The following is a 25,937-nucleotide window of genomic DNA, read 5'->3' on the forward strand; positions in this document are numbered from 1 at the left end:
TCAGGCTTTCTTGACGAACTCCGATTTCAGTTTCATGGCACCAATACCGTCGATCTTGCAGTCGATATCATGATCGCCGTCTACCAGGCGGATATTCTTCACCTTGGTGCCAACTTTAACCACGGAACTGGAGCCCTTAACCTTCAGATCCTTGATGACCGTAACCGTATCACCATCCTGAAGCTCATTGCCGTTGGCGTCGCGAATCATCTTCGCGGCGTCAACCGCCGCAGCCTCCGCCTCAGACCACTCATGCCCGCATTCGGGACAAACCAGTTGAACGCCGTCCTCATAGGTGTACTCGGAACTGCACTGCGGGCATGGCGGAAGCTGCGACATTATCATTTCCTGTTAATTGAATGGGCGCAGGATTATACCATCAACGCCCGGGCGAGACCCTCGCCAGCACCGTCGGATCTTCCGAAAGAGGCAGGGCGATAATCGCGCCCTCGTTCGACGAAGGGAAAATCCCGGTCAGGCCCGTAATGTTCACCTGATGCGACACCATGATCACCGGTGCCCCGTCCTCCAACTCATTCACCAGAGCAATTGTTTGCCGCGTCTGCGCCGGACCATCGCCACGGTTGCGAAAGAAAGAATTCAGCGACGGCCACTCCGTTACCTTCCCCATGTCCATCCCGGTTGCGGTATCCATGCAACGGCACCACTGACTGCTGAACACCCGCGCCTCCGTAATACCATGGTCCGCCAGAAACGGCTTCCACGCCCGAGCCTGCTCACGACCGACGTCGTTCAGATTCCGCTGGGTGCTGCAATCGTTGATATCAAAGTTGCCCGGATCACCGGTTCCAGGCGCCAATGCGTGACGCAGCATCAAAACCGCCCGTCCCTCTCGCAGGGCATCCCAGGCTTCTTCGTTGTTATCGGCAGCAACGGCCGGTAACGAAACCAGAAGGGCTAACAGGCCTGAAAACAGAATTCGGCAAATCATCTCCAACACCTCTCTTGAAGGTTGCTGCGACCGCGGATAAACCACGGATGTCTGAGAGAGGCATTGGGGCCGTCGTTCCAAAAATGTAGAGGGCCAGGGATGGCCCGAAACAAGCGCACATGGATGTGCTCGTAGCGGTTTTTGGAACGACGGCCTCAATGCCTCAACCACTGAAGTCGAACCACACTCCTAAATACGCGGATACCAACTATCAGGCTCATATCAACAAAAGGTAAACTCCCAACAGAACCAAGCCGAAAGAAGGAACCATCATGCCAATCTGGGTCGACGCCGACGCCTGCCCCGTTCCAATCCGGGAGATCCTCTGCCGCGCCGCCACCCGCTGGCAAATCGACACCACCTTCATCGCCAACCACGCCATCACCCTGCCACCGAGCCCTTACATCAAGCGCCGACAGGTCCCCCAGGGCTTTGATGTGGCCGACAACGAAATCATGGACCAGATGCACGAAGGCGATCTCGTGATCACGCAGGACATTCCCCTGGCCGCCGAAGCCATTGAAAAAGGCGCCGACGTATTCAATCCCCGCGGCCAGGCCTTCACCAAAGAGAATATTCGCCAGCGCCTGGCCATGCGCAACTTTATGGAAGAAATGCGCAATGCCGGCCAGGTCACCGGAGGCCCCGCCCCTTTCAGCCAGACCGACCGCAAGGAATTTGCCGACAAGCTTGACCGCTGGCTGCAAAGAAACAAACGCAGTTGATAATGATTCTATTTTAAAACCCGGGCAGATCCGCTACCCTTCCCGCCTTATTATTTTCAGGCTCAACGCGGGCCTGCCTGATTCAAGGGAGAGAAGCGGAGTATGTCCTCACACAGCCACCAAACCACCAGCAGCTTTGCTGCCCTGGCCCGCCTGCTGAGATACGCCCGGGGATATCGCCGACAGATCATCGCTGCCACCACCTGCTCGATCATCAACAAACTCTTTGATATTGCCCCGGAAATCCTGATCGGTGTCGCCATTGATGTGGTCGTCAACCAGGAAGAGAGCTTTGTGGCTGGCCTCGGTTTTGAAACCGCCCAGGAACAGATCACCATTCTGGCCGTACTCACCTTTTTTATCTGGGCCGGCGAATCCCTGTTCGAATACCTGTTCCAGATCCTGTGGCGCAACCTAGCCCAGCGTTTGCAGTCGGACCTCCGACAGGATGCCTACGAACATGCCCAGCGCCTCGACATGAGTTTCTTCGAGGCTCGCAGCTCCGGCCAGCTGGTGGCCACCATGAACGACGACGTCAACCAGCTCGAGCGCTTCCTCGACGGCGGCGCCAACGCCATGATTCAGGTGCTGGTGACCGTGGTTGCCGTCGGCGCCGTATTCTTCGTGCTCTCGCCGCTCATTGCCCTGCTCGCATTCACCCCCATTCCCCTGATTATCTGGGGCGCCTTCTACTTCCAGCGCAAAGCGGGGCCGCTCTACGCCGACGTTCGTGAAAAAGTTGGTGACCTATCTAGCCGGCTGGCCAACAATCTGGGCGGCATCGCCACCATCAAGAGCTTTACTGCTGAACAGCGAGAGGCAAAGCGTCTGAAAGAAAGCAGCGAAGCCTACGTGGAGGCCAACCGCCGGGCCATCCGCATCAGCTCTGCGTTTATTCCGGTGATCCGGATGGCCATTCTGGCCGGCTTCCTGGCCACCTTCACGGTGGGGGGCATGATGGCCCTTGAAGGAAACCTGAACGTGGGTGCCTATGGCGTTCTGGTCTTTCTTACCCAGCGCTTGCTGTGGCCCCTGACCGGGCTTGCCGAAGTGATTGATTTGTTCGAACGGGCCATGGCCAGCACCCGTCGGATTCTGGACCTTCTGGCCGAGCCCGTGCACGTGCGTGACGAGGGTGGCAAGGCACTGGCAGAGCCGGTGAAAGGCGATGTTGAGCTGGACAAAGTAAGCTTTCACTATCCCTCCAGCGGCGCAGGAATCCGGGATATCAGCCTGACCGTGCCAGCTGGCAATACCCTTGCGCTGGTCGGCGCAACCGGTTCCGGCAAATCCACTCTCATCAAGTTGTTGCTGCGGTTCTACGATCCGAGCAACGGCCAAATCCGAATCGATGGACAACCCATTCGGGATCTCAGCCTGCAATCCCTGCGCGGCGCAATTGGGCTGGTGAGTCAGGATGTTTATCTGTTCGAGGGCACCATTCGGGAAAACCTTGCCTATGGAAATCCGGCGGCCTCCGATACCGAGATCATTGATGCAGCGAAAACCGCGGAAGCCTGGTCGTTTATTGAAGCGTTGCCCGAGGGCCTGAACACACCGGTGGGTGAACGGGGCGTTCGTCTGTCCGGGGGACAGCGCCAGCGACTGTCCCTCGCCCGTGCACTGCTGAAAAATCCGCCGATACTGGTGCTTGATGAAGCCACCAGCGCGGTGGACAACGAAACAGAAGCCGCCATCCAGCGGTCACTGAAGCGTATCGGCCATAACCGGACCGTGATCATGATTGCCCATCGGCTCTCCACCATCGTTGATGCCGACTCCATCGCGGTCATCGAAGGCGGCAAAGTGCTGGAACAGGGAACTCACCGGGAGCTGTTGGACCAGGACGGCGCTTACGCCAACCAATGGCGGGTGCAGACCGGGCAAATACAGGCAGCCATTTAACGCAATATATATTGATAGTGATTCGCATTTAAATTATTCTGCAGGCCCTCAGCATTTCGGGAGCCTGCATGCCTGTTTTCTTCGACGTTTCCAATCTTGATGTCCGCATTGGCGACACCACCATACTTCAGAACCTGAACCTCGGTTTCGTTGAGGGTGAGGTAACAGCCCTGCTCGGGCATAACGGCTCCGGCAAGTCCACCCTGCTCAAGGTGCTTGCCCGCCAGCTTGCACCCTCAACCGGCAATGTCCGGCTTCTGAGCAAATCCTTCCGGAGCACGGGTGCACGGGAATTTGCCCGCAATGTGGGCTACCTGCCCCAGCATCCGCCGGGAACCGACGGTTTGACGGTTCGCGAGCTGGTTGCCCTGGGGCGCTACCCCTGGCGCGGACCGCTGGGACGCTATAACGAGGAAGACCACCGGCTGATCACCCGGGCCATTGAGGACACCGGACTCGGCCAGTTCCAGCATCGCTCTGTGGACACGCTCTCCGGTGGTGAACGCCAGCGCGCGTGGATTGCCATGCTGCTGGCCCAGCAAACACGATGCCTGCTGCTGGATGAGCCCATATCCGCCCTCGATGTGAAACATCAGGTGGAAACCCTGCGTCTGGTGCATCGTCTCGCCGAGCAGCGGGATCTTACGGTTGTCGTGGTGCTGCACGACGTGGATCTGGCGGCCCGGTTCTGCGACCGTTTGGTCGCTCTAAAGTCCGGGCAACTGGTTGCCGATGGCAGCCCCCGGGACATCATGGATTCCGGCATCCTGGAATCCATATATGGCGTGCCCATGGGCGTGATGGAGCGCGCGCCCGGACAGTGGGTCTCCTATGTTCATTAGGTCTGAACGCTGCTGGCGATACGGCGCGGCGCTGCTGCTGAGTCTGCTGCCGGTCTTTGCCGGCGCTGCAAGCTGGCACCACGAACAGGGCACCCTGACCCTGAACAAGACTCCGGAACGCGTGATCGCTCTCAACTGGGCCGCCACCGAGGCGCTTTTGTTACTCGGTGTTACGCCCATCGGCGTTGCCGATCGGGATGGCTATAACGTCTGGGTCAGGGAACCGGAACTGCCAGAGGGAGTCGCCAACATCGGCACCCGCGTCGCGCCAAGTCTGGAAGCCATTGCCGAGCTCAAACCGGATTTGATCGTCACCAGCTCCGAGATGGCGCCCGCATCCAACCTGTTAGAGCGTATTGCGCCCACCTATGTTGTCAGCGTTTACAAGCAGGGCTCCCGACCGTTCGAAAAGGCCAGCGGTATGCTTACAACTCTCGGTGAGATGCTGAACCGGGAGGAACGCGCAAAGGCAGTTCTTAACGACATTGACCAGACACTTCAGACCCAACGCCGTCGTCTTGAAAATGCCGGCCTCACCGAACGACCGGTAGCACTCGTAAACTTTCTGGACGACCGCCACGTTCGCGTATACGCACCCAACGGCCTTTTCCAGAGCGCCCTGGACGCCCTTGGCCTTGAGAACGCCTGGCCGCATACCGGGAATTACTGGGGGTTCTCGGTCGTCGGGCTTGAAGCAATTGCGCCCTATCAGGACAGCCGGATTGTGGTGATTTCTCCGACCCTGCCCGGGTTGTCTGATACCCTGGCCGACAGCCCTTTCTGGACTTATCTGCCACCGGTTCAACGCAATCAGGTGTACCAGATTGATCCGGTCTGGCCGTTTGGCGGGGTATTCCCGGTCAAGCGACTGGCGACACTACTCGCCGAAGGCCTGCTGGCAGGAGGATCAGACAATGTACGCTGAAACCGCCAACAACCCGGTCGCAGAACCTTCCTTGCCAGCAAGGCTACCAGCGGCGGCAGCACTGATCTGGTGTGGCGCATTTCTCGCGAGCGCGGCACCCTGGCTTGGTCAGCTCAACCCGAGCGCTCTCATCGCCGCCTTCTGGACGTTTGAGGGCAGCGATTACGCTTCGGTACTGGCACATTACAGCTGGGCCCCCCGGGTCGCCATTGCGGTGCTCATTGGCTTTGGTCTTGGTCTCGCCGGCGCGGTTACCCAACAGATCCTTGGTAACCCTCTCGCCTCCCCCACAACCCTGGGCGTGGAGGCAGGCGGCCAGTTCGGTATAACGGTGGCGACCATGTTCTTTCCCGGCCTGCTCGCCTTCAGTCCAGACCTTGTGGCGGTTTCCGGCGGGCTACTGGCCATCGGGCTGGTCATCGCGCTCACCTGGCGCCTGGGCTTTTCACCGGTCACCGTGATACTGGCCGGGCTTGTTGTCACCTTTTTCCTGGGCGCCGTAAACATGGCGTTCCTGTTACTCAAAGGCGAATGGCTGGGAAACCTGTTTATCTGGGGCGCGGGTTCGCTGGTCCAGAATAACTGGCAACCGTTTATGGAACTCTGGCCCCGGGTGCTGGTGCTGGGCGTATTCATGGTCCTGTTGATGCGCCCGCTGCAGGTCATGCAACTGGGGCAAACCTCTGCCCGGTCCCTCGGTGCCAAGGTCGGTCTGATTCGGGTGCTGGCGCTATTTCTGGTGGTCCTGATGAGTGCTACCGTCGTCAGCCGGGTCGGTGTCGTGGCCTTTATCGGTCTTGCGGCACCGGTGCTGGCAAGGCTGCTGGGCGCTCGCACCCTCTCTGAACGGCTGATCTGGAGCAGTCTCCTGGGCGCGGGTCTGCTGTTGCTGGCAGATACCCTCGCCCATTGGGCATCCACCTGGGGCGATGGATCGCTGGTGCCAACCGGCACGACCACCGCCCTGATCGGCGGGCCGATTATTCTGCTGGCCCTGCAGGGTTTGAAGAACACTCATCATATGCCAGGGCAGGATGACAGCCCCGCCGGTTTCCTGCCAAAGAGGCGCTCTATTTTCCTCACTGCTGGGGTCATAGCGGCCCTTCTGCTGGCCACCATCGTAATCTCCATGGGATGGTCTCCGGGACTGGACGAATGGAGCTGGACTCCGACCGCCCAGTGGCACGAGGCGTGGGTCTGGCGCGGCCCCAGATTACTGGCCGCCATTCTTGCCGGCGTGGCCCTCGGCCTTGCGGGCACACTGATCCAGCGTATGACCGGCAATCCCATGGCCAGCCCGGAAATGCTCGGCATCAGCGGCGGCGCGGCGGTGGTCATGGTCTTGATCGTTCTGTTCGGTGCCGATATTGGCCGCGCAGGACAGCTGGGCGCAGCTACCCTGGGCGCTGCGGCTGCCCTGGGTTTGCTGATCATGCTTGCCCGCAAGCACCGGTTTGCCGGCAACCAGCTCCTGCTTGGCGGGCTCGCCTTATACGTGTTCATGGACGCGGGCCTTCGCCTGGTCATGGCTTCCGGTGGCACGGTCGCCTCGCAGCTTCTCAACTGGATGTACGGTTCCACCTGGCTGGTTTCAGAAGTCGAGGCCCTGGGGCTTTTGGCACTCATTGTGCTGATTTCGGCCGGCCTCCTGGTGATTATCCGGCCCCTGAGCATTCTTCCCCTGGGCGAAACATCGGCCAGCTCACTGGGCTTGCCGGTAACGAAAGTCCGCCTGGCATTGCTTCTGTTAGCAGCGTTGCTGACCGCTTCGGCGACGGTCGTGATCGGCCCACTGAGTTTTGTGGGGCTTATTGCACCCCACCTGGCCCGTGTTCTGGGCCAGCAGACGGTTGGGCGGCAGCTCGTTGTTGCTGCCCTTGCCGGCGGTCTTCTGCTCGGCATGGCAGACTACCTGTCCAGGATTGTGGTTTACCCCAATCAGTTGCCAGCGGGACTCCTGGCGGCCCTGGTGGGCGGACTGTATTTCCTCTGGGGTTTGAGTCGTCATGGCAGGGCGTGAGTGTAACCCGGGAGTCGGTCCCCGGGGTCGGGAATACCGCCGTCTGCTGAGTCAGTCAGGGCTGGATGGTGAAACAGTTCTTGGCGAGGCTCTCCAAACGCAAGCTGGTGCGCGAAGCGGCCTCTTTTCTCTGGCCCAGTGCCTGGAGCAACCGTCGCTACTGCTCCGCCAGGTTGGCATCGAATACCCTGAGAACGCCGGGCCCCGGGCCGTGCGCGCGTTTGTTTCTGTGCTTCAGCAGGATCTGGCGCTCAGCGTGATTGCACCTCTGACTCTAAGGCTATTTCGCAACGGCCACGCGCCTTTACCGGATGCCAAACGAATATTCCTGGCTCCGGCCGACCAATCGAAACAACCGGTATCCCGTTGGTTTCAGCTGCCGGGCGGCGAGGGTGTTGATGAAGAAACGTTTGTCAGATCAGCAGGAGCTCTGACAGCTGAGTGGTACCCTGTCTTCCGGCGCCAGCTGGGAGTCAGCCCGGGCGCCTACTGGAGCAGTACAGGTCTTGGACTGGGGGCGCCGTTTTCAGCCGTGTGGAACCGGGTCGAACCGCAAGCGCTTTGCCAATTGGCGCAAGGCTGGCTGGAGCAATTTCAAAACGATGCAAACCAGTTTATTGACTGGATTCCTGCGGTGTTCGGTGAACAGGCAACGGCAATCCCCCAGCGAAAGGGGTGTTGCCTGAAATACCTGCTGCCGGGGGGCGGTTACTGCGGGACATGTGGCGTACATCGCAAGGAACGATTTGCCGCTCTCATGCCCCAAGAGCGGACGACAACACCAGGCCAATGGCAGCCAGGCCAATAAGCGCACCGGCCCCTGCTGCCAGCTTCAATCCTTCGATCATTTCCTGTTCGGGTGCCATTCCTTTTTCTCCCGTTTGAGGTGAACCCAGTGGCCTTTACTCTATTGCGAATCATTATTATTTGCAATAGAGTAAAGGCCACTGATCTGTAATCCAAAGGAAGCCCTATACTCTTGATAATGGGACACGCTTCGGCGAAGCCCGCTTCAACTGCTACTCTCAATGTTCACACGGCACCGGTAGGAACGGAGGCTCCAATGGGTATACTCAAACACCTTGTACTGACAGGCAGTTTAATGCTGGTTGCCGTTACCAGCATGGCAAACCCGACCTTTTCCTCCGACAAAACCGATTTCCGGCTCGAGACCATTGCACAAGGCCTCGAGCATCCCTGGAGCCTGGCGTTCCTGCCGGATGGCTCCATGCTGGTGACGGAGCGGGAAGGACGGCTGCGAATGATCCGTAACGATGCGCTGTTGAGTACCCCTATCAGCGGGCTACCAGAGCTCGTCGTATCTGGCCAGGGTGGGCTGCTGGACGTGATTCTGCACCCGGAATTTGAACAGAATCAGATTCTGTTCCTGAGCTATGCCCATCGAAACCGGGACGGCATGACCACCCGCGTGGCACGCGCCCGACTGGACAGAGAGCGCCTTACCGGCGTTGACGTCATCTTTGAAGCGCTACCCCGCTCGAACACCAGCAGGCACTTTGCAGGTCGGATGGAATTTGATCGGGAAGGCAATCTTTACATCTCCGTTGGAGACCGCGGCGAGATGGACCGGGCCCAGGACAATGGTGATGATGCCGGTGGCGTTCACCGAATTACGACTGACGGCGGTCCCGCGCCCGGCAATCCTTTCCTCGACACCAGCGGCGTTAACGATACCTTCTATACAACCGGTAACCGCAATATCCAGGGCATGACGATCCACCCGGAAACGGGCGAAATATGGAGCCACGAACATGGTCCCCGAGGTGGCGACGAAATCAACATCATCCGGGCAGGAACCGATTACGGATGGCCGACAATTACCTTCGGCATCGACTATTCTGGCCTGCCCATCACTGACGAGACCGAAAAGGAAGGCATGGCCCAGCCACTTCATTACTGGGATCCGTCCATTGCGCCATCTGGCATGGCGTTTTATACCGGTGACCTGTTCCCGGAATGGCAGGGGGATCTGTTCGTGGGAGCACTCAAAATGCGCAAGCTGGTTCGCCTGCGCATTCAGGATGGCAAAGTGACAGAAGAGGAAGATCTGCTGACCGATCTCGGCGAGCGTATTCGTGACGTACGCATGGGCCCTGACGGCGCCCTGTGGTTACTGACAGATTCACCAAGGGGCAAGGTCTATCGGATGGTACCGCTTCAGTGAGGATCGTTGGTTCGTTCAGTCTTTTCGAACTGTGGCAGCTCGTCGGTAATCTCGAACCAGTCGGATTTTGAGCCCACAAACACATGTTGGGCCGGCCCCTTGCCCAGGGGTTCGTTGATACAGCCAACCCGCAGACGCAGTATGCCGGGGATGGCGTCAACACGGCTGTAAAGCTGGCTGCCGCAACGGCTGCAGAAGCCCCGGTACTTGCCGGGACGCGATTCGAACTCGGTAATCCTGTCTTCGCCGGTTACAAACCGGAACCTCACCTTCTGCACCGGCGCGCTGGCCGAGAACGCGCTACCGTGGGCGCGCCGGCACTGGCTGCAGTGGCACAGGGCAACCGGGCCGATAGGGCCATCGTATTCAAAACAGATATCGCCACACAGGCAACGACCGGTGTACATGGTGCGGGCCTCACTGGTTCGGCTCAGAGGTTGATTCAGGGGCGATGATACCCGGCGGCCACTTGAAGAACCAGTCTGCCGGCACCACTTTAAGAACACACCACTCGCTAAGGAGGACATTATGTCATTCAGCGCACTTCCGAAGATCGGCATGGGAACGTTCCGGCTCAAGGGCAACGACGCCCGTGATGCCGTCAAGAGCGCTCTGTCCCTGGGCTACCGCCATATCGATACTGCCCAGATGTATGGAAACGAAGCGGAAGTTGGTGATGGCATTACCTCCAGTGGTATTCCGCGCCGGGAAATTTTCCTGACCACCAAAATCTGGCACGACCAGCTGCACGCGAGTGACCTGATCAACAGCCTCCATGACAGCCTCGCACGGCTCAAAACCGACCATGTGGATCTGGCGCTGATCCACTGGCCATCACCCGGTGACGAAGTGCCCATGAAGGAGTATCTGGGTGCCTTGAGGGATGCCCAGCGCGAGGGTCTGGCAGAGCACATCGGCATTTCGAACTTTACCTGTGCCCAGATGGATGAGGCGAAAGCCATACTGGGCGACACGCCCATCTTCACCAACCAGGTAGAAGTGCATCCGTTCCTGGCCAACCGCAAGGTGGTGGACCATGCCCAGAAGCTCGGCATTACCGTGACCGGCTATATGCCGCTGGCAGTCGGTAAGGTGATGGAGGACGAAACACTGCAGCGCATTGCCGCTGAGAGAAACCTGACGCCGGCCCAGGTGGCTATTGCCTGGGTGGCATCGAGAGGCGTTGTGCCGATCCCCTCCTCAACACGGCCCGGCCACCAGAAGGCTAACCTGGAGGCGCTGGAGGTTGAGTTGAGCGAGGAGGAAATCCGCGCGATTGACGAACTGGACCGTAACGAACGCATCGCTAATCCGGACTTTGCGCCGTCCTGGGACTGAGCCAGAACCCGGCTCCAACCAGCAAGAGCGTAGCCACCGGGGTGACAAGCAACCACCAGGTCTGAAGCACCCATAAGAGGGCGGCACTGAACAGACTCCACAACACCAGCAGCGGCAGGTAGACCCAGCGCCAGGTCCTGGTCACGAGTGCCAGAGCGAGCGCGCCAGCCGCTGCGGTGGTGCCGGGTGCTACGCCAAACAATCCGACGGCCTCCCACTGGCCGGAATCAGCCATTGCCAACCAGGGCAAGACACAGACAGCAAGCAGCCAGAGTACGGCAAGTCTTCCGATCGCTAGCCTGCTGTCATGAACCCCGCCTGAAAACACGGCAGCCGCAAGCAACGCGCCCTGGGCCACGAAGGCCCACCCAAACCACGCCGCCGGCCAGTTAATGGGGCCGAAATAGCCCACCAGAAACCCGTAACCGCTGACAATCCAGGCAAGCGACATTAGGCCGACGGCCAAACGCCGTGCCGCCCTGCTCTGTCTGGAGATCAGCACCGGTATAAAAATGGCCATCACCACCGCCAGCAACTGCCAGGGCCATAGATCCTGGTTGATCCGGACAAACAGCCGCAGAAACACCTGCGGCCCGAACATCACAAAATCCTGTAGCGAGTAGCTCAGCCAGTCAGCCCCACTCACAGCGATCTCACGTAACCCGCCATCCGCTGGCGCTGGCTGGCATCAGGCAATGTACCGTACATAGCCCCCATGTTTTCCTTCATGTGCTCGACCTTACTGGTCGCCGGAATGGCACAGGTCACCGCCGGGTGGGAAATAATGTACTTGAGGAAAAACTCCGCCCAGTTGCCAACACCGGCCTCCCCGGCCCAATCGGGCAGTGGCTCCGACTGGAACCGCCGAAACAGCGAACCACCCTGGAATGGACGATTGACAATCACCCCGATTCCGAGCTCCTGGGCCAATGGCAGCAACCGGTCCTCGACCTCCCGGTCCAGAACGTTGTAGGTCAGTTGCACAAAATCCAGAGGCTCCCGCTCCATAATCTGCGCGAATTCCCGATGCCGACGACCATGGGATGTGGTGATGCCGATATACCGAACCTCACCGTTCGCCTTCATCTGCTTGAGCGTTTCAAGATGCCCCTGCCACCCCAACAGATTGTGCACCTGCAACAAATCGAACCGGTCAACACCCCAACGCCTGCTCGAACGCGCCGCCTCCGCCCGGGTTGCTGATTCATCGCCGGTCCAGATCTTGGTAGCTGCAAAAATCCGGTCGTGGCCGTCCAGAGCGTTCAGCGCCTCACCCATTACATCTGCAGCGCTGCCATACATCGGCGAGCCATCGACCACCGTGCCGCCGAGCTCGAAAAAGGTTTTCAAAACCTCAGTGCGCTGGGTGATTAATTGTTCGTCACCACCAACGTTGAAGGTGATCCAGGTGCCCATACCGATTGCAGGGATGGATTCGTCTGTGCCGGGAATCCGGCGCATGATGGGAGATAATGCAGTGCTTCCCGATGTGTTTGCTAACAGCATCGGGGCTTTGAGAGCAATTCCGGCAAGGCCGGAACTGATCAGGAACTTCCTTCGAGTAATCTGATTCGCCATAGCGCCCCCACTGACAGAAATTTCAGTGCGAATAGCATGATGCTCAAACAGCGCGGGTGGGTCATCCCTTCTCCAGACCGTGAAGGGCCACGGATGGCCCGACCGAGCCTACATGGAAGTATTTACGGCGTGTCTGGAGAAGGGATGACCCACCCGGGCGGCAGCTACATGGCTGACAGTCTTACCAACAACTCAGTTCCCGTAGTGGGCATCAAGATATTTCAGAATACGGGCAGATTCGAACAGGCCTTCCCCGGTGTTGGGGTCTTCAAGATAGGGCACCTGAACCCGCTTGTGCACCTGGAAAAACGCATCCCGCTTGCCACCGGGAATCGGCGTATAAGGCCCCGGCTTGATGCGCTGCTTCGCTGGCCCGATCTCTGTCCAGTGCTCCTTCCCGAGGTTGTGCAAGGTATACGGAATTTCCAGCTCACACAGCCGCTCACGCACTAAACGTGAAAACGGGCTGCCCTCGAAACTCCAGAGGTGCAACGGCTGCTCAGGCCGCTTGCCCTGGCTGACCCTCAGCCCCCGCATGGCGCTGGTTACCGAGGCTACAGAGCCCAGGACCGGCTGCCAGACCCGACCACGATAGTAGGACGGTACCGACCGGCCGGCATATTGCCGGAACAGATACTCGATGATCTCCTCGGACTCGTACATGACCGTGCCCGTGTTCTGGTCCGCCAGCAAAGGAAACTGTTGCCGGCCTCCCAGCGCTTCCGCCTGGGCCCGGAAAACCGACCCGCCCTTCGGGCAGGGCCGGATTTCTACATCCAGGTTAAGGGCAGTCAGGGCTTCACGAACGCGACGGCAGTACGGACAGCCCTCCATGTCATAGAGCACGATCGGCTTTTCCGGCTGGGGAACATTTTTTACCACCAGGCAACCACGCCAGGCGGTGAGCGACGATGTGGCGACCGAGCCCAGCACGTGGACGTTATGAGAAAGCATATTCGACATAAACAAACCTTTTTTTGGAGACCACGCCATTATCACGCAATCTGACGATTTTCCATTGGCTCCCGGGTACCCATGATGTGATCAAACCAGGGTTTGGTCACGCACCAGTTGGCATTGGGGTTGGGTCCCATATGATGATCATAGTGCCAGGGCAGGTTCTTTCTCGCCCATTCCGGGTCCAGATGTGAGCGCTTATGTACCCGGTAGTAATTCCAGGCGCTGTAGTAGAGAGTACCCACAAAAAATGGTGCGAATGGCAGCAGCGGGGTGACTGCTGCAGCCCCCGCAACGAGGGCAGCCACCTCCTTGGTTTGGGCATTCCAGGTCAGGGGCGGTCTGCGATAGTCGTCATCCAGGAAGCCATTCCGGCGTACGTTTCGGTGATGATCGTGCCAGTGAAACGACCAGAAACTTGCCCGGTTCCGGCCCAGCTCATGAAGAACGTGTTTATGGAATACCCATTCCACGCCATTGGCGGTCAAAAGACCCAGTGGAATACCAATCATGGTGTCCTCCTTTTGTTGTTTTCGGAACACTTGGTTACACATTCATCAGGAAACGCCTTTTCGGCCGCGAATTCCATGACTCAAACGCCGGAAAAAGCACCCATAAATCCGATAGCAAAGTCATTGACAACCCGAAGGTTAATTTTTATCCACCTAACTCCATGATTCGCAAGGGCACTTACATCGCGTCACAAAAGTTCAATACAAACAACGACACTACTGCCATTTTTTAACGTCATGTAGAGCTTTTCTGCATAGTACAAACCGGCAGGATGGGCTATTGTTGGACTATAGGAACTCACTGGATAGCGATCATGGTAGCCCCGGGTATGCGGCGTTCTGAAAGTAGAGAAAAAACAGGTTCTGGATTCAGACGGTCTCTTTTGGCATCCCTCACGGCCCTTGCCGTGATTACCACCCCGTCCGTTGTGGTCGCCGAAGACGATAATTCCGGTTTCTCGGGAAATCGCCTCTGGACGAACCAGCTTCAGGATTACGCGCTCAAGTCCCTCCAAAATGAAGATGCCATGAGCATGGCCGCCATTCCGCTGAATGGGCCCGGCATCAATCAGTACATCAATGCCGATGCGCTGATGAGCCCCGGTTCCATCATGAAGCTGGTGACAACCTTTGCGGCGCTGGAGGTTCTCGGGCCCAACCACCATTGGGATACCGATTTCCTGACCGACGGTGTCATGGTCGGCGACACTCTCAAGGGTAATCTCTACGTCCGCTTCGGAGGCGATCCCAAGCTCACTATTGAACGCCTCTGGACCACACTGGGTGAGCTTCGCAGCATGGGAATTACCAGAATCGAGGGAGACCTGATCCTTGATGGTTCCTACTTTCAGGTAGACGGTGGTTTTCCTGCGTTTGAAGACAACGGCGACAACCCCCACGCGCCGTTTCTGGTGGAACCGTCCGCCTATCTGACCAACCTGAACCTGATGCATTTCCAGGTGCGTGCCGATGAGCGTGGCACCCAGGCCTGGAGCACGCCCTCCCTGGGCGAAGTTGTCATAGACAACCGTGTGGTTGCCACTGCAGAAGGCCCGTGCCCATCACGAAGAAACTTTGAATGGGAGCCCATCATTCATGAAGACCACCGGGTGACCGTTCGGGTAACCGGTGAACTTCCCCAGGGCTGCCGAACCACTACCTACCTTTCATTGTTGTCCCATGAGCAGTACAGCGCCTCGTTGATTCGCTCCTTGCTGGCAGACCTTGGCGTCGTGGTGTCTGGTGGAGACCTGAATGGCGTAACGCCAGAGGATGCCCGACTGGTGATGAAAACCACCTCGCCGGACCTGGTTACCATGGTGAGGGACATCAACAAGTGGAGCAGCAATGTGATGGCGCGCCAACTGCTCCTTACCATTGGTGCGGAAAACCGCCAGGAAGATGAAAGCGATGACCGGGTTGCCGGCATACGAGTGATCTACGACTGGCTTGAAAACAAGGGCATCAATACCGCCGGCATGGTGATCGACAACGGCGCTGGACTCACCCGACACGGGCGGATCACCGCGCGCCAGGGCGCTCAAATACTGGAACACGCCTGGAACAGCGCCTACTCGGCAGACCTCATGGCCTCAATGCCTATCATCGCGATGGATGGAACCATGGCACGCCGCCTGCGCAACACCGGCATGGATGGCGAGGGTCGCATCAAGACCGGTTACCTGGAAAATGTGAGATCGATCGCCGGATTCACCCGCGATTCCAATAACACCACCTGGGCTGTGGTCGGGATGGTCAATAACGATCCTGCCTGGAATGGCCAGGCCGTGCTGGACCGCATTCTCTATTCGCTGCATTTCAGGCCGCCGACCGGGACCGCTATTTCACATGCGGCTTCCGGCACTTCTGAGACTAGCATTCAATAAAAAGCCCCGGCCGTGGCCGGGGCTTTTTTAAAGATTTAACAGTGTGCCTTACTGAGGTTGCCCAACGAAATCATCGAACAAGATCAGCCCTAGCGCTTGCAAAGCCGGATCTGCATTAGCTGGATCCGCATCCCGTGCAACTACCGTGTAGACTCCACCTGCATCAAGCTCAACACCTTCGGCGGTGATTGCCGGTGTGCCCGTTCCTGTCGGTGCAATGTAGACGTTATACGTGCCCTCGGCTATCGGAAGATAGTCAGTTACCGCTTTGAAGGGAACGTCGGACAACGCCGGGGCTGAGTTACCGATACCGTTCTGAGTGCCCGGAACCAGATAGATGTCGACATTGCCGGCCGCAGTTGAAGCATGAACGATTCTCAGGGAGGCTTGGGTAGCAATGCTGCGCACCGTATCCTCTGCGACAAGCGCCTCGATGTTCGCCAACTGACCGACCGCAAGAACGCTATAACCCTGGCCGTTGGCAAGGGGCAATGTCTCATCAATGACAACCTGTCCGCCACCTAGGCCGGTTCCAGCAGCCGCTACCCGAACCCGGGTATCCCCGGCCGGCAAAGCAGCATAACCATCAAGGAAGGCAAACGGAGAAACACTGCCGAACGGGATATCGGACAATGCCGCCGGACCTGTTTCACCAACAAAAACATCTACGTTAGGTGCATCAGAAGAGGCATGCACAACGCGTACTCCTGCGTCCTGACCTGCGTCGAAAATCTCCGCAACTTCACTGCCATTCAGTACGACCAGACTGATTGGGCTTGCATCGCCGTTTGCACCCGTGTTGTCAACGGCGCCGACCAGAAGATCAGACCCGGCTGGCAAGCCAATTTGGCCACTGTCGTAAACAACGGTACTGGAACCCGCAGGGGTAACCCGAATCTGGTAATCGTCTGAAGCGGGAAGCTCCAGTGGACCTACACTTTCCTTGAAGGAGAAGCTAAAGGTAGCTTCGGCAGGAAGCGGATCACCGGACGCTGTCACATATACATCCACTGGACCGCCTGCAGCTGTCTGAGCATCAGGCGACAAATGCGCAACCCTCAGGCGCGCACTGTTGGCATCATCACGAGCACCATCATCCGTCAAGATCAGCGGCTCAATGGTCTCGTCACCAACTTTGCCAACTGCGATCACGTCATAGTTGGTATCCGCACGCAGCGATACGCCGTCAGCGGAAATTACAGTCGCGGTAGCACCGCCGGGCAGCAATCCATCAACCGCGATATCGGCAAGACCGGCACCCGGAGTGAGGACGGCAGCCTGCTTATAATCAGCACCTGGAACGACAACATCACCGTTCACCCGTACATTCACCGCAGGTGCATCAGAGGACGCATGCAGGACCCGAACACTGGTTGTTGCTGGATCATCATCGTCATCAAGCCAACACCCGGATAGCACAACGCTACCCGCCAAAACCATCGGTAAAGCATATTTTGTCTTCATTTTTCAAACTCCCCACTTTTGAGGTTGTTTACCAGGATTTGAGTGGTTCGAACCTGCACAATTTCCGTCCATGAATCATGCGTCAATGCATTTACGGGGAGTCAGAAAGAACGGATTTGCATCTTTTGACATTTAAGCTTACAGATGTACGCAATCAATCAAACCTGCGCATGGTGAACTCAGTCATCTTCCCGGCAAGGGGCGCGATGAAGGTCACGAGAGGAAAAGCAACGGCCCAGGCAACGAGAAAAGCCGGCCCCCACCGGTAATGGAATTCGCCGTCGATACCCGTGTTGATGAAGGTGATCACCCCGGACATCAGCAGCGACATAATTCCGGACATGTAAAAGCCAAAGATCAGCTGGCGTAGACGTGAAAGTCTCATTTTGCTCATGACTTCTCCTGAACAATGCTCCAGGGTTCCCCGGAGCAGCATCTGAAAGGCGTGATATGTCGTACACTGATATCACTCAAAAATGAAATGATAGTGAGCTTGCAATCTTTTTTCGATAAGCCTTTTTACCAAGACAGGTGCGCCATGGATACTGCCAAAGACTGGACACCCGGCTTTTTCAAACCGTTTGTTCTCATTCTGGTACTGGTACTTGGACTGGTTGGCTGCAGCTCGACCAAGATGGCTTATCGATACGCGGACTGGGGCATCGTGTGGTGGGTAGAAGACTACGTGACACTGACGGCCGACCAGAAACAGCAGCTCAACAGCGACATTGATCAATTGCGGCAATGGCATTGCAGTGCCGAATTGCCCCGCTACCAGGCCTGGCTGGATGAACTCGAGTCTGATGTTTCCAGCAACCCACCCGACAAGGCCACCGTCGACTACCATCAACAACAGCTTTTCAGTTTCTTCCCGAGTCTTCTGGAAAAGGCAACGCCTGTCGCGGTAAACCTTCTCTCAAGCCTGAGCGATGAACAGGTGCAGGAGTTGGCGAACAACATGGCGCAAAGTCAGCGGGAAATGGAAGACGAATTCCTGGCCGACTCCCCGGAGGCGACAGCCGAAGCACGCGCAGAGAGAACCGCGGAGCGGGTTGAGCGATGGCTGGGGGACCTGAACAGCGAGCAGCGCGACATCGTGCGGCAATGGTCCGCCAATCGGGGCGAGCAGACTGAGATCTGGCTGCAGGGTCGAAGGAACTGGCAACTGGCCTTGCTGGAACTGCTGGGAAACAGAAACGCGCCGACGTTCGAGGCGGAGCTGGAATACCTGATTCTGAATTCCGAAGAGGTGCGTGGTGAGGCCTATAAAGCCATGATGGCAGAAAGTCGGGCTGCCATGTCCTCCCTGATGCACGACCTGATTATGGCAGGTGACAGGGAAACACTGGCCCAGCTCCAGGATCGGACGGTGGAGCTGAACGATGACTTCGAGGCACTGACCTGTTCGCCGGCCTGATAAGCTCGGACGTAGTGAAGGCGGGGTCGGATAAAGCGGTCATCCGACCCCAACGATTACTCAGACTGTCAGGTAGCCACCGTCGGCATTGATGCAGGCGCCCGTGGTGTAGCTGGAAGCATCGGAAACCAGATATAGCACCGTACCCGCCATCTCGCCCGGATCGGCCACCCGCTTCATGGGGATATGGGCCATGGCCTGCTTCTTGATGGCTTCGTTGGTGGTCAGGGCGCTGGCAAACTTGGTATCGGTCAGCCCTGGCAGCAGCGCGTTCACGCGGATTTTCTGCTGACCCAGCTCCATGGCAAAGGACTTGGTCATGGAGATTACGGCGGCCTTGGTGACGGAGTAAATGCCCTGATAGTGCCCCGGATTGACGCCGTTCACGGAAGCCACGTTCACAATGGAGCCGCCACCGGCTTTTTTCATCATCTGGGCGCCGCGGGCGCACATGAAGAAATAACCACGGATGTTCACATCCACGGTCTTGTTGAAGGCGCCCAGATCTGTGTCCTCGACCGGCCCGAAGTAAGGGTTGGCAGCGGCGTTGTTCACCAGAATATCCAGCTTGCCGTGGGTCTGGTCAATGTGCGCCCAGATGCTTTCGATCTGATCCATATCGCCAATGTGACAAGCATAGGCTTCGGCGCTACCGCCGGCATCCCGGATGCTGCTGGCAACCGCTTCGCAACCATCAATCTTGCGGCTGCTGACGATTACGTGGGCGCCATACTCGGCCAGGGTCCGGGCAATGCTCTCGCCGATGCCGCGGCTGGCACCGGTAATCAGGGCAACCTTGCCAGTCAGATCAAACAGGTTCTTGCTGCTCATTCGTTCACCTCGATTCACTATCGGAATGTCACCAGGGCGGGATCATCCGCTTCCAGGTGGCTGTAGTTATTAAAAACGGCCAGGCTTCGCCGGGGGCCGGAATACAGGACCCGCGACACGCTGGTGTTGGCGATCACCTCGTTCAGACCGAGTGCCCGGGCGTCATCAAGACCGAGCAGGTGCTGGGCGATCACGGAAATCGGTCCGCCGGAGGTCGCCACCAGCACATCGCCGCCATCGGCGTAGTCAATCATTTCCTCGAAGGCCGCCAGAACGCGGGCCTTGAAGTCCGGCCAGCTTTCCTCGTACTCGTCGTCAAACTCGCCCGAGGCCCAGCGATGCACCGCGTGCACAAAGGCCTCCTGGAACGCTTTGGCCGGTTTGGGAAACGCCTTGAGGTCCCGCGCCATCACCGCGCGGTCACTCCACTCCGGGCGGTACCGGGCCACCACAGTGGTGTGATCAAACTCGTTGAAGCCGGGAACCACCTGCATATCGGGCAGTTTGGATCCGTACCCGGTGGCGATGGCTTCAACGGTTTCCCGGTGGCGTTCCAGATCGCCTCCGAAAACCGCTGCCGGTTCCACTTTGCCCGCCAGCCAGCGGCCAAGCACCCTACCCTGCTCCCAGCCCGTGGGAGACAATTGATCGTAGTTTTCTTTCCCGAAACTGGCCTGGCCGTGACGAACCAGATAAATCGTCGCCATTACAGGGAGCTCTCCGCAATCAACCGCTGGCAGCGCTTTTCGAGATAATTAGCGGCATGGCCAAAGGCGGCGAAACGCTTGTCCTTGGTCTGGCCATGGTAGAAACGGTAATAGATCTGCTGGATGATCACTGCCAGCCGGAACAGGCCGTAGATCTCATAGAAGTCGAAGTTGTCGACCTTGAAACCGGACTGCTCCATGTAATATGCCACCACTTCCTTGCGGGTAAGCATGCCCGGGCGATGGGTCGGCTGGCGGCGCAGCATCTGGAAAGGGCCTTCGTCGTCCGCCTCAATCCAGTAGGCCAGGCTGTTTCCAAGATCCATCAGCGGATCACCGATGGTGGCCATCTCCCAGTCCAGTACGCCAATGACCTCGAACGGGTTGTCCGGGTTCAGCACCACGTTGTCGAAGCGGAAATCGTTGTGGATCACCACCTGGGCAATGTCTTCTGGCATCTTGTCATTGAGCCAGCTCATTACCTGCTCAAAGTCACCCACATCGTCGGTGCGGGCCTTGCGGAAACGGTCGCTCCAACCGCCAATCTGGCGCTGAACGTACCCCTCGCCCTTGCCCAGCTTGTCCAGGCCTGCTGCCTTGGCATCCACACGGTGAAGATCCACCAGTTTGTCGATCACGTTCAGGCAAAGCTTGCGGGTATCGGCTTCACTGAGCTCGAAATCCTTGGGAAAGTCTTGGCGCAGGATAATGCCCTTCAACCGTTCCATCACGTAGAAATCGCAACCCAGCACGTCGTGATCATCGCAAATGGCAATGATGTTGGGTACGTAGGGATAAACCGAATTGAGCGCCCGCATGACCTTCGCCTCACGCAGCATGTCGTGGGCAGACTTGGCAATCTTGCCAAACGGCGGCCGGCGCAAGACGTAGGACCGGTCGCCGTAATCCACCTGATAGGTCAGGTTTGAGGCGCCACCCGGGTATTGACGAATCTCTGGCTCGCCTTGCAGATCCGGGATCGCCTCTTTCATGAACCGGTCTACGGCGCCAGTGTCCAGTTCCTCGCCTTCCCGGATGTCCACGGCCTCGTCGATCTGGGTCATTCAGGACTCTCCTTTTGAATCTTCAGTTTAAAACAGTAAAAAACCGCGCACTCAGGCCTTGCTGCCACCCATCTTGCTCATCCAGCGCTTGCTTTCCTGATGCATCAGCCAGTCGAAGGCCTTGGGTGCGTGGCGCTTGAGCATCCACATCCGGCGCTCCTTGGCATGGGGCAATACCCAGAAGCTCTTGTTCTCCACCGACCGGAAAATATCCTCGGCCACATCCTCGGCGGTTACCGTGGAGCGCTTCATCAGCTTGTTCACATTCTGCTGAATGCCGGGGATATCTGAACGCATGCTGCTGGTCAGATTGGTCTGGAAAAATGCCGGGCATACACAGCTCACATGAATACCGGCATCCCGAAGCTCCTGGCTCAAGGTTTCAGACAGGGCAATCACCCCGGCCTTGGTCACATTGTAGCTATCCATTAACGGCGCCAGCATCAGCCCGGCCATGGAGGCCACATTCACAAATGCCCCGGAGCCCTGCTGCTTGAACTGCGGCGTGAACGCCTTACAGCCGCGAACCACACCCAGCACATTGATATCGAGAATCCACTCCCAATCCGCCATGGTGGTATCTTCAATGGAACCGGCAGAGGCAACGCCAGCGTTGTTCACCACCACGTCAACGCCACCCCATTTGTTCACGAGATCATCGCGGACCTTTTCGAAATCGGTCAGGCGTCGAACATCGCACTCGACGAAATAACCTTCGCCTCCGGCCGCATTAATCTCTTTCTCGACGCCAACACCCTGCTCCGGGTTAATGTCGCCGATGCAGACTTTGGCGCTTTCTTTGGCATAACGCAGTGCTATGGCGCGGCCAAGTCCGCTGGCGCCTCCGGTTATGAATACTCTCTGAGTCATCAATGCTTCCCCGCTGTTATCTTGCTAAAAACTGAAACCAACTCCGAAGTACGACGGATTTGGCGGAAGGGTGTTTCTGAAACTGTGCGGAGCCATGGATGGCGGAGCCCAAGCGTCACAGGGACGTGCCGCAAGGAGCGTGTTTCAGAAACACCCTTCCGCCGAATCCAGACTCCCGATTCAGATTCTCAATTTTTATATTTACGCAGCTCAAGACGGGCCACCATAGCCCGATGCACCTCATCCGGGCCATCCGCCAGGCGTAAAACACGGGCATAGGCAAACAGCTGTGTCAGCGGGAAATCGTCATCACTGACTCCGGCACCACCGTGAATCTGAATGGCCTGATCCACAATGGTTTGCAGCATGGATGGAATCACCGCCTTGATCATGGAGACCTCTTGAAGCGCCCCCATGATGCCCTTGGTATCCAGTGCCCAGGCGCATTTCAGCGTGAGCAGACGGGCCTGCTCAATGGCCATGCGGGCATTGGCAATGATATCCGGATTGCCGCCCAGCTTGGCGATCGGCCGCCCGAAGGCCTCACGAGTCGTTGCCCTCTTGATCAGAATCTCCAGCGTGCGCTCTGCCGCACCAATCGCCCGCATACAGTGGTGCACTCGGCCCGGCCCAAGACGGCCCTGGGCAATCTCGAATCCCCGACCCGGACCGGCAATGAATGCGCTCTTGGGCAAACGGACGTTGTCAAAAAGCACCTCGCCATGGCCATAGGGCTCATCATATTCACCGAATACCGGCAGCATACGCTCGATCTTGACGCCAGGCGTGTCCAGAGGCACCAGCACCATGGAATGACGGCGATGCTTGTGCGCATCCGGATCGGTAAGTCCCATGAAGATGGCAACCTTACAGTCGGGATGCCCGATACCGGTGCTCCACCACTTGCGACCGTTCAGAACCACTTCGTCGCCTTCAACAACGGCCGTTGCCTCCATATTGGTGGCATCGGAAGAGGCAACCGCCGGCTCAGTCATACAGAAGGCGGAGCGGATCTCGCCGCTCAGCAGACGCGGTAACCACTCGGCTTTTTGCTCTTCAGAGCCATAGTGGATCAATACTTCCATATTGCCGGTGTCTGGCGCGTTGCAGTTGAAAATCTCCGGGGCAATGAAGCTGCGGCCGGTTTCCTCGGCAATCAGGGCGTAGTCGGAGTTCAACAGGCCACAGCCGTATTTTTCGTCCGGGAAAAACATGTTCCAGAGGCCCTGGGCTTTGGCTTTTTCCTTTAGCTCCCGGATGATCGGCAGCACAACCCAGCGGTTATCCAGTGAGGCAAGCTCCTTGTGGTACTGCTCTTCGATGGGAAAAATCTCATCCTTCATGAACTGCTTCACGCGGTTGAGATAATCCTGGCCTTTCTCGGAAATATTGAAATCCATCGCCGTCTCCTCGCTAACGGTTGCACGGTGGCGTGCAAGGAATCATCACGTTGAGACCAGTCTAGGGATGACTTAACTATTACGCGACTGAATTATTCTTATCGTTTATTATTAACCAAACTTATTCAAATTCTCCAGAAACGGATCCCGCTCATGGCCCTCAACCGCCTGGACCTGAACCTGTTGCACGTGTTCGACACCATCTACCGGGAGGGAAGCCTGACCCGTGCGGCCAGGTCATTGCATCTGACACAGCCTGCGGTCAGTCATTCCCTGTCAAGGCTAAGGGACCATTTTGACGACCCCCTGTTTACCCGCCAGGGCAACCAGATGGTGCCAACACCACTGGCCCGGCGGTTCCTTGAGTCCATGCGGCCGGGCCTCACCCAGATCCAGGGCGCGGTAAACCAGTTTCATGCCTTTGATCCGGCCACCCAGCGTAAAACCTATTCGCTCGGGCTACGTGACATTCTGGAATCGACCTTCCTGCCCCGCCTGATGGCGCGCCTGGATGCCTATCCGGAACTGGAAATTGTCAGCCAGAGGATCGCGAGGCGCGACATGGAGACGCAACTGGCGGCCGGCAAACTGGATTTTGCCGTGGATGTGCTGTTGCCCGTCAGTAACCAGACGTCCCACGAACTGCTGAGGCGCGACCGCCTGGTTGTTCTGGCCCGGGAGGGGCACCCGCTGGCAACAGAGTCGCTGGATATGGAAGGGTACCTGTCCGCAAAACACGTGCTGGTATCCTCGCGTACCGAAGGACCCGGGATTGAGGACTTTGAACTATCGCGACTGGGGGTACAACGGAGTATCCGCTTGCGATGTCAGCATTACTATGCCGCCTGCAGAGTGGTGGAAGAGACCGATCTGCTGCTGACCATGCCGGAAGCCTACGCCAGAATTATCGCCGAGCGGGCCAACATCCGGATTATGGATCCGCCGGCGGACCTGCCGTCTATCGACGTGCACCTGTATTGGCACAAGGCTTACGAGCGGGAGCCGGCGCTGATCTGGTTCCGGGAGCAGTTGAAGGCAATCAGTTGAGCCTCAGTAGGCGCCAACCACCATCAGGAAACCGAAGAATCCGATAGCCGTGATCCCCAGGGACGCCATTACGATGCCGAGGCCCCACCAGACGGCGGCACCATCGGATATCTCCACATCGTGGCCCCTCAGGGTTCGGTAGAAAGCCCAGGGGCCCAGGACAAATGCACCAACCACCGCAAATACCAGTCCGACGCTGATACCGGCAAAGGTCCAGGTGGCCAGAACCATGGCCCGGTCTTTGACCTGGTCGGTAACACCGTGGTGCTCAAGAAATTTCTTGCAGAAAAACCAGATCAGGGCGAACAGGATGATGACAAAAACCAGTCCGCCGACAATGGTGATCATTCGGTATAGCAAGGTGTCGTTCCTGTCAGTTTAGAGGCCCGTCAGGCCGGAAACACGGGCTCCGGAAGGCACTCGAACCCCGGTTTGGCGAATAGATAGCCCTGGTAGAGATTGATCCCCTGGGAGCGCAACCAGAAGTATTCTTCCTTGGTTTCGACACCCTCAGCGATGATCTGACCGCCAAGCTGAGTCATCATGGTAATGATGCCTGCAACAACGGCCTGCTTGTTCGGCTGCCGATCAATATCACGGATCAATGCCATATCCAGCTTCAACAGATCGGGCGGGCTGGCCATCATGACATTGTACCGTGAGAAACCGGCCCCGAAATCATCAATGGCGGTGCTGAAACCCATCTCCTGATAAGCCTCGATAATCGACACGAGGTGGTCGACAGATGTGGAGGTCAGCTGTTCGTCCTCAGTAAGCTCGAAAATGATTTTCCGGGTATCGAAATTGTAGGTTTTGGCAGCCGCCAGGGTCGTGCGAATACAGTACTCGGCCCGGTACACCGCGTTGGGCATAAAATTAATGCTGAGCATCGGCTCCATGTTCAGCCTGGCGGCAAGCTTGACCGCCTTGACCCGACAAACCTGATCGAAGGCGTAGCGATTCTGCTCGGTTACCTTCGAGAGGACACTCATCGCCCCCTGACCCTCGGTGCCTCGCACCAGCGCCTCGTAGGCGTAAACAGATTTGTTGAGAACGTCAACAATGGGCTGGAACGCGAAGGTAAAGGAAAAATCCAACCCCTCTCCACAGGCACATTGCTCGCAATGAGACTCGTCAAACAGTACGGCGGGTTGGTTCACTTCAACTCCTGAATTCACTTCTGGCGGTTTTGCTATGTTTATATGGCGTATTTTTCACCCAATATAGCCGCGATCCCCTCCCCGGTAAAACCACTTTCTGGTTAAAGCGTGTCAAACGGTGGCATCCCCTGCCTACATGACTAAACTGGGGT

At 57.7% G+C, this 25,937-nt stretch carries 27 protein-coding genes; 11 read left to right on the forward strand and 16 right to left on the reverse strand.

Going from position 1 to position 25,937, the window contains the following annotated elements:
- Entirely contained in the window at positions 1-339 is a 339-nt protein-coding gene (locus tag EDB94_RS15555) for a zinc ribbon domain-containing protein YjdM (RefSeq protein WP_108018835.1), read from the reverse strand.
- A 40-nt stretch (positions 340-379) separates the two neighbouring features.
- Positions 380-952, reverse strand: coding sequence for a histidine phosphatase family protein (locus EDB94_RS15560; protein ID WP_108018834.1), 573 nt, complete (start codon positions 950-952; stop codon positions 380-382).
- A 272-nt stretch (positions 953-1,224) separates the two neighbouring features.
- Between EDB94_RS15560 and EDB94_RS15565 the strand changes: the two genes are divergently transcribed.
- The 7 genes from EDB94_RS15565 to EDB94_RS15595 all read left to right on the forward strand — a co-directional run bounded on the left by EDB94_RS15565 (position 1,225) and on the right by EDB94_RS15595 (position 9,554).
- Positions 1,225-1,677: a YaiI/YqxD family protein gene (locus tag EDB94_RS15565; protein WP_062785464.1), complete on the forward strand. Its 453-nt coding sequence runs from the start codon at positions 1,225-1,227 to the stop codon at positions 1,675-1,677.
- A gap of 102 nt (positions 1,678-1,779) precedes the next feature.
- A complete protein-coding gene (locus EDB94_RS15570; RefSeq protein ID WP_053114667.1) occupies positions 1,780-3,582 on the forward strand; it encodes an ABC transporter ATP-binding protein in 1,803 nt (600 codons plus the stop codon).
- A 68-nt stretch (positions 3,583-3,650) separates the two neighbouring features.
- The gene (locus EDB94_RS15575; protein WP_108018833.1) at positions 3,651-4,424 is read left to right on the forward strand and encodes an ABC transporter ATP-binding protein; all 774 of its coding nucleotides are present in this window, start codon (positions 3,651-3,653) and stop codon (positions 4,422-4,424) included.
- Positions 4,414-5,349 (forward strand): ABC transporter substrate-binding protein, encoded by a 936-nt coding sequence (locus EDB94_RS15580; RefSeq protein ID WP_062785468.1) that lies wholly within the window; start codon positions 4,414-4,416, stop codon positions 5,347-5,349. The genes EDB94_RS15575 and EDB94_RS15580 overlap by 11 nt, the downstream gene beginning before the upstream one ends.
- Positions 5,339-7,369 carry a Fe(3+)-hydroxamate ABC transporter permease FhuB gene (fhuB, locus tag EDB94_RS15585; protein WP_108018832.1) on the forward strand — a complete coding sequence of 677 codons (2,031 nt, stop codon included), beginning with the start codon at positions 5,339-5,341 and terminating at the stop codon, positions 7,367-7,369. Before EDB94_RS15580 ends, fhuB begins: the two co-directional genes overlap by 11 nt.
- Complete coding sequence (locus tag EDB94_RS15590) at positions 7,356-8,177, forward strand: (2Fe-2S)-binding protein (protein WP_108018831.1); 822 nt, start codon at positions 7,356-7,358, stop codon at positions 8,175-8,177. The genes fhuB and EDB94_RS15590 overlap by 14 nt, the downstream gene beginning before the upstream one ends.
- A gap of 255 nt (positions 8,178-8,432) precedes the next feature.
- A complete protein-coding gene (locus EDB94_RS15595) occupies positions 8,433-9,554 on the forward strand; it encodes a PQQ-dependent sugar dehydrogenase (RefSeq protein ID WP_108018830.1) in 1,122 nt (373 codons plus the stop codon).
- Here EDB94_RS15595 and EDB94_RS15600 read toward each other — a convergent pair.
- Entirely contained in the window at positions 9,548-9,961 is a 414-nt protein-coding gene (locus EDB94_RS15600; RefSeq protein WP_104270198.1) for a GFA family protein, read from the reverse strand. The two genes, EDB94_RS15595 and EDB94_RS15600, sit on opposite strands and share 7 nt — an antisense overlap.
- A gap of 121 nt (positions 9,962-10,082) precedes the next feature.
- Between EDB94_RS15600 and dkgB the strand changes: the two genes are divergently transcribed.
- On the forward strand, positions 10,083-10,892 hold the full coding sequence (gene dkgB / locus EDB94_RS15605) for a 2,5-didehydrogluconate reductase DkgB (protein ID WP_108018829.1): 810 nt from the start codon (positions 10,083-10,085) through the stop codon (positions 10,890-10,892).
- Here dkgB and EDB94_RS15610 read toward each other — a convergent pair.
- From EDB94_RS15610 to EDB94_RS15625, 4 genes are all read right to left on the reverse strand, one after another.
- Positions 10,861-11,538 carry a DUF6064 family protein gene (locus EDB94_RS15610; protein ID WP_146162212.1) on the reverse strand — a complete coding sequence of 226 codons (678 nt, stop codon included), beginning with the start codon at positions 11,536-11,538 and terminating at the stop codon, positions 10,861-10,863. The genes dkgB and EDB94_RS15610 overlap by 32 nt on opposite strands.
- Positions 11,535-12,470, reverse strand: coding sequence for an aldo/keto reductase (locus EDB94_RS15615; protein WP_108018827.1), 936 nt, complete (start codon positions 12,468-12,470; stop codon positions 11,535-11,537). The genes EDB94_RS15610 and EDB94_RS15615 overlap by 4 nt, the downstream gene beginning before the upstream one ends.
- A 192-nt stretch (positions 12,471-12,662) precedes the next feature.
- On the reverse strand, positions 12,663-13,433 hold the full coding sequence (locus tag EDB94_RS15620; RefSeq protein WP_053115543.1) for a glutathione S-transferase N-terminal domain-containing protein: 771 nt from the start codon (positions 13,431-13,433) through the stop codon (positions 12,663-12,665).
- Positions 13,434-13,465: 32 nt separating this feature from the next.
- A complete protein-coding gene (locus EDB94_RS15625; RefSeq protein WP_041645015.1) occupies positions 13,466-13,939 on the reverse strand; it encodes a sterol desaturase family protein in 474 nt (157 codons plus the stop codon).
- A gap of 329 nt (positions 13,940-14,268) precedes the next feature.
- On the opposite strand from EDB94_RS15625, the gene dacB reads away from it, so the two are divergent.
- Positions 14,269-15,825 (forward strand): D-alanyl-D-alanine carboxypeptidase/D-alanyl-D-alanine-endopeptidase, encoded by a 1,557-nt coding sequence (gene dacB, locus EDB94_RS15630; protein ID WP_175497332.1) that lies wholly within the window; start codon positions 14,269-14,271, stop codon positions 15,823-15,825.
- A gap of 48 nt (positions 15,826-15,873) precedes the next feature.
- On the opposite strand, the gene EDB94_RS15635 is transcribed toward dacB, so the two are convergent.
- Both EDB94_RS15635 and EDB94_RS15640 read right to left on the reverse strand, forming a co-directional pair.
- On the reverse strand, positions 15,874-17,289 hold the full coding sequence (locus tag EDB94_RS15635; RefSeq protein WP_108018826.1) for a DUF4397 domain-containing protein: 1,416 nt from the start codon (positions 17,287-17,289) through the stop codon (positions 15,874-15,876).
- 154 nt (positions 17,290-17,443) lie between these two features.
- The gene (locus EDB94_RS15640) at positions 17,444-17,683 is read right to left on the reverse strand and encodes a DUF2798 domain-containing protein (RefSeq protein WP_041645013.1); all 240 of its coding nucleotides are present in this window, start codon (positions 17,681-17,683) and stop codon (positions 17,444-17,446) included.
- A gap of 144 nt (positions 17,684-17,827) precedes the next feature.
- Between EDB94_RS15640 and EDB94_RS15645 the strand changes: the two genes are divergently transcribed.
- Positions 17,828-18,706, forward strand: coding sequence for a DUF6279 family lipoprotein (locus EDB94_RS15645; RefSeq protein ID WP_108018825.1), 879 nt, complete (start codon positions 17,828-17,830; stop codon positions 18,704-18,706).
- 60 nt (positions 18,707-18,766) lie between these two features.
- On the opposite strand, the gene EDB94_RS15650 is transcribed toward EDB94_RS15645, so the two are convergent.
- From EDB94_RS15650 to EDB94_RS15670, 5 genes are all read right to left on the reverse strand, one after another.
- Positions 18,767-19,537 carry an SDR family oxidoreductase gene (locus tag EDB94_RS15650; RefSeq protein ID WP_014576314.1) on the reverse strand — a complete coding sequence of 257 codons (771 nt, stop codon included), beginning with the start codon at positions 19,535-19,537 and terminating at the stop codon, positions 18,767-18,769.
- 17 nt (positions 19,538-19,554) lie between these two features.
- Positions 19,555-20,244, reverse strand: a complete 690-nt coding sequence (locus EDB94_RS15655) for a histidine phosphatase family protein (protein ID WP_108018824.1) — start codon at positions 20,242-20,244, stop codon at positions 19,555-19,557.
- A complete protein-coding gene (locus tag EDB94_RS15660; protein ID WP_108018823.1) occupies positions 20,244-21,308 on the reverse strand; it encodes a phosphotransferase family protein in 1,065 nt (354 codons plus the stop codon). The genes EDB94_RS15655 and EDB94_RS15660 overlap by 1 nt, the downstream gene beginning before the upstream one ends.
- A gap of 51 nt (positions 21,309-21,359) precedes the next feature.
- Positions 21,360-22,178 (reverse strand): SDR family oxidoreductase, encoded by an 819-nt coding sequence (locus EDB94_RS15665; RefSeq protein WP_108018822.1) that lies wholly within the window; start codon positions 22,176-22,178, stop codon positions 21,360-21,362.
- Between the two features lie 188 nt (positions 22,179-22,366).
- Positions 22,367-23,578, reverse strand: coding sequence for an acyl-CoA dehydrogenase family protein (locus EDB94_RS15670; protein WP_053114652.1), 1,212 nt, complete (start codon positions 23,576-23,578; stop codon positions 22,367-22,369).
- Positions 23,579-23,731: 153 nt separating this feature from the next.
- On the opposite strand from EDB94_RS15670, the gene EDB94_RS15675 reads away from it, so the two are divergent.
- Positions 23,732-24,625, forward strand: a complete 894-nt coding sequence (locus EDB94_RS15675; RefSeq protein WP_008176107.1) for a LysR family transcriptional regulator — start codon at positions 23,732-23,734, stop codon at positions 24,623-24,625.
- A gap of 3 nt (positions 24,626-24,628) precedes the next feature.
- Here EDB94_RS15675 and EDB94_RS15680 read toward each other — a convergent pair whose 3' ends face one another.
- Positions 24,629-24,985: a hypothetical protein gene (locus tag EDB94_RS15680; protein ID WP_227499699.1), complete on the reverse strand. Its 357-nt coding sequence runs from the start codon at positions 24,983-24,985 to the stop codon at positions 24,629-24,631.
- Between the two features lie 29 nt (positions 24,986-25,014).
- Positions 25,015-25,785, reverse strand: a complete 771-nt coding sequence (locus tag EDB94_RS15685) for an EAL domain-containing protein (RefSeq protein ID WP_169702131.1) — start codon at positions 25,783-25,785, stop codon at positions 25,015-25,017.
- Between the last annotated feature and the right edge of the window lie 152 nt (positions 25,786-25,937).

This window comes from Marinobacter sp. 3-2 (genome assembly GCF_003751355.1).
Taxonomy (GTDB): domain Bacteria; phylum Pseudomonadota; class Gammaproteobacteria; order Pseudomonadales; family Oleiphilaceae; genus Marinobacter; species Marinobacter adhaerens.

What these genes read in the sequence shown, in the direction of transcription:
- EDB94_RS15560 (WP_108018834.1), bottom strand. Translation starts at nt 952, where the DNA reads ATGATTTGCCGAATTCTGTTTTCAGGCCTGTTAGCCCTTCTGGTTTCG.
- EDB94_RS15665 (WP_108018822.1), bottom strand. Translation starts at nt 22,178, where the DNA reads ATGACTCAGAGAGTATTCATAACCGGAGGCGCCAGCGGACTTGGCCGC.
- EDB94_RS15675 (WP_008176107.1), top strand. Translation starts at nt 23,732, where the DNA reads ATGGCCCTCAACCGCCTGGACCTGAACCTGTTGCACGTGTTCGACACC.
- EDB94_RS15600 (WP_104270198.1), bottom strand. Translation starts at nt 9,961, where the DNA reads ATGTACACCGGTCGTTGCCTGTGTGGCGATATCTGTTTTGAATACGAT.
- EDB94_RS15655 (WP_108018824.1), bottom strand. Translation starts at nt 20,244, where the DNA reads ATGGCGACGATTTATCTGGTTCGTCACGGCCAGGCCAGTTTCGGGAAA.
- EDB94_RS15645 (WP_108018825.1), top strand. Translation starts at nt 17,828, where the DNA reads ATGGATACTGCCAAAGACTGGACACCCGGCTTTTTCAAACCGTTTGTT.
- EDB94_RS15635 (WP_108018826.1), bottom strand. Translation starts at nt 17,289, where the DNA reads ATGAAGACAAAATATGCTTTACCGATGGTTTTGGCGGGTAGCGTTGTG.
- EDB94_RS15565 (WP_062785464.1), top strand. Translation starts at nt 1,225, where the DNA reads ATGCCAATCTGGGTCGACGCCGACGCCTGCCCCGTTCCAATCCGGGAG.
- EDB94_RS15640 (WP_041645013.1), bottom strand. Translation starts at nt 17,683, where the DNA reads ATGAGCAAAATGAGACTTTCACGTCTACGCCAGCTGATCTTTGGCTTT.
- dacB (WP_175497332.1), top strand. Translation starts at nt 14,269, where the DNA reads ATGCGGCGTTCTGAAAGTAGAGAAAAAACAGGTTCTGGATTCAGACGG.
- dkgB (WP_108018829.1), top strand. Translation starts at nt 10,083, where the DNA reads ATGTCATTCAGCGCACTTCCGAAGATCGGCATGGGAACGTTCCGGCTC.
- EDB94_RS15615 (WP_108018827.1), bottom strand. Translation starts at nt 12,470, where the DNA reads ATGGCGAATCAGATTACTCGAAGGAAGTTCCTGATCAGTTCCGGCCTT.
- EDB94_RS15570 (WP_053114667.1), top strand. Translation starts at nt 1,780, where the DNA reads ATGTCCTCACACAGCCACCAAACCACCAGCAGCTTTGCTGCCCTGGCC.
- EDB94_RS15625 (WP_041645015.1), bottom strand. Translation starts at nt 13,939, where the DNA reads ATGATTGGTATTCCACTGGGTCTTTTGACCGCCAATGGCGTGGAATGG.
- EDB94_RS15670 (WP_053114652.1), bottom strand. Translation starts at nt 23,578, where the DNA reads ATGGATTTCAATATTTCCGAGAAAGGCCAGGATTATCTCAACCGCGTG.
- EDB94_RS15580 (WP_062785468.1), top strand. Translation starts at nt 4,414, where the DNA reads ATGTTCATTAGGTCTGAACGCTGCTGGCGATACGGCGCGGCGCTGCTG.
- EDB94_RS15575 (WP_108018833.1), top strand. Translation starts at nt 3,651, where the DNA reads ATGCCTGTTTTCTTCGACGTTTCCAATCTTGATGTCCGCATTGGCGAC.
- EDB94_RS15650 (WP_014576314.1), bottom strand. Translation starts at nt 19,537, where the DNA reads ATGAGCAGCAAGAACCTGTTTGATCTGACTGGCAAGGTTGCCCTGATT.
- EDB94_RS15660 (WP_108018823.1), bottom strand. Translation starts at nt 21,308, where the DNA reads ATGACCCAGATCGACGAGGCCGTGGACATCCGGGAAGGCGAGGAACTG.
- EDB94_RS15595 (WP_108018830.1), top strand. Translation starts at nt 8,433, where the DNA reads ATGGGTATACTCAAACACCTTGTACTGACAGGCAGTTTAATGCTGGTT.
- EDB94_RS15590 (WP_108018831.1), top strand. Translation starts at nt 7,356, where the DNA reads ATGGCAGGGCGTGAGTGTAACCCGGGAGTCGGTCCCCGGGGTCGGGAA.
- EDB94_RS15555 (WP_108018835.1), bottom strand. Translation starts at nt 339, where the DNA reads ATGTCGCAGCTTCCGCCATGCCCGCAGTGCAGTTCCGAGTACACCTAT.
- EDB94_RS15620 (WP_053115543.1), bottom strand. Translation starts at nt 13,433, where the DNA reads ATGTCGAATATGCTTTCTCATAACGTCCACGTGCTGGGCTCGGTCGCC.
- fhuB (WP_108018832.1), top strand. Translation starts at nt 5,339, where the DNA reads ATGTACGCTGAAACCGCCAACAACCCGGTCGCAGAACCTTCCTTGCCA.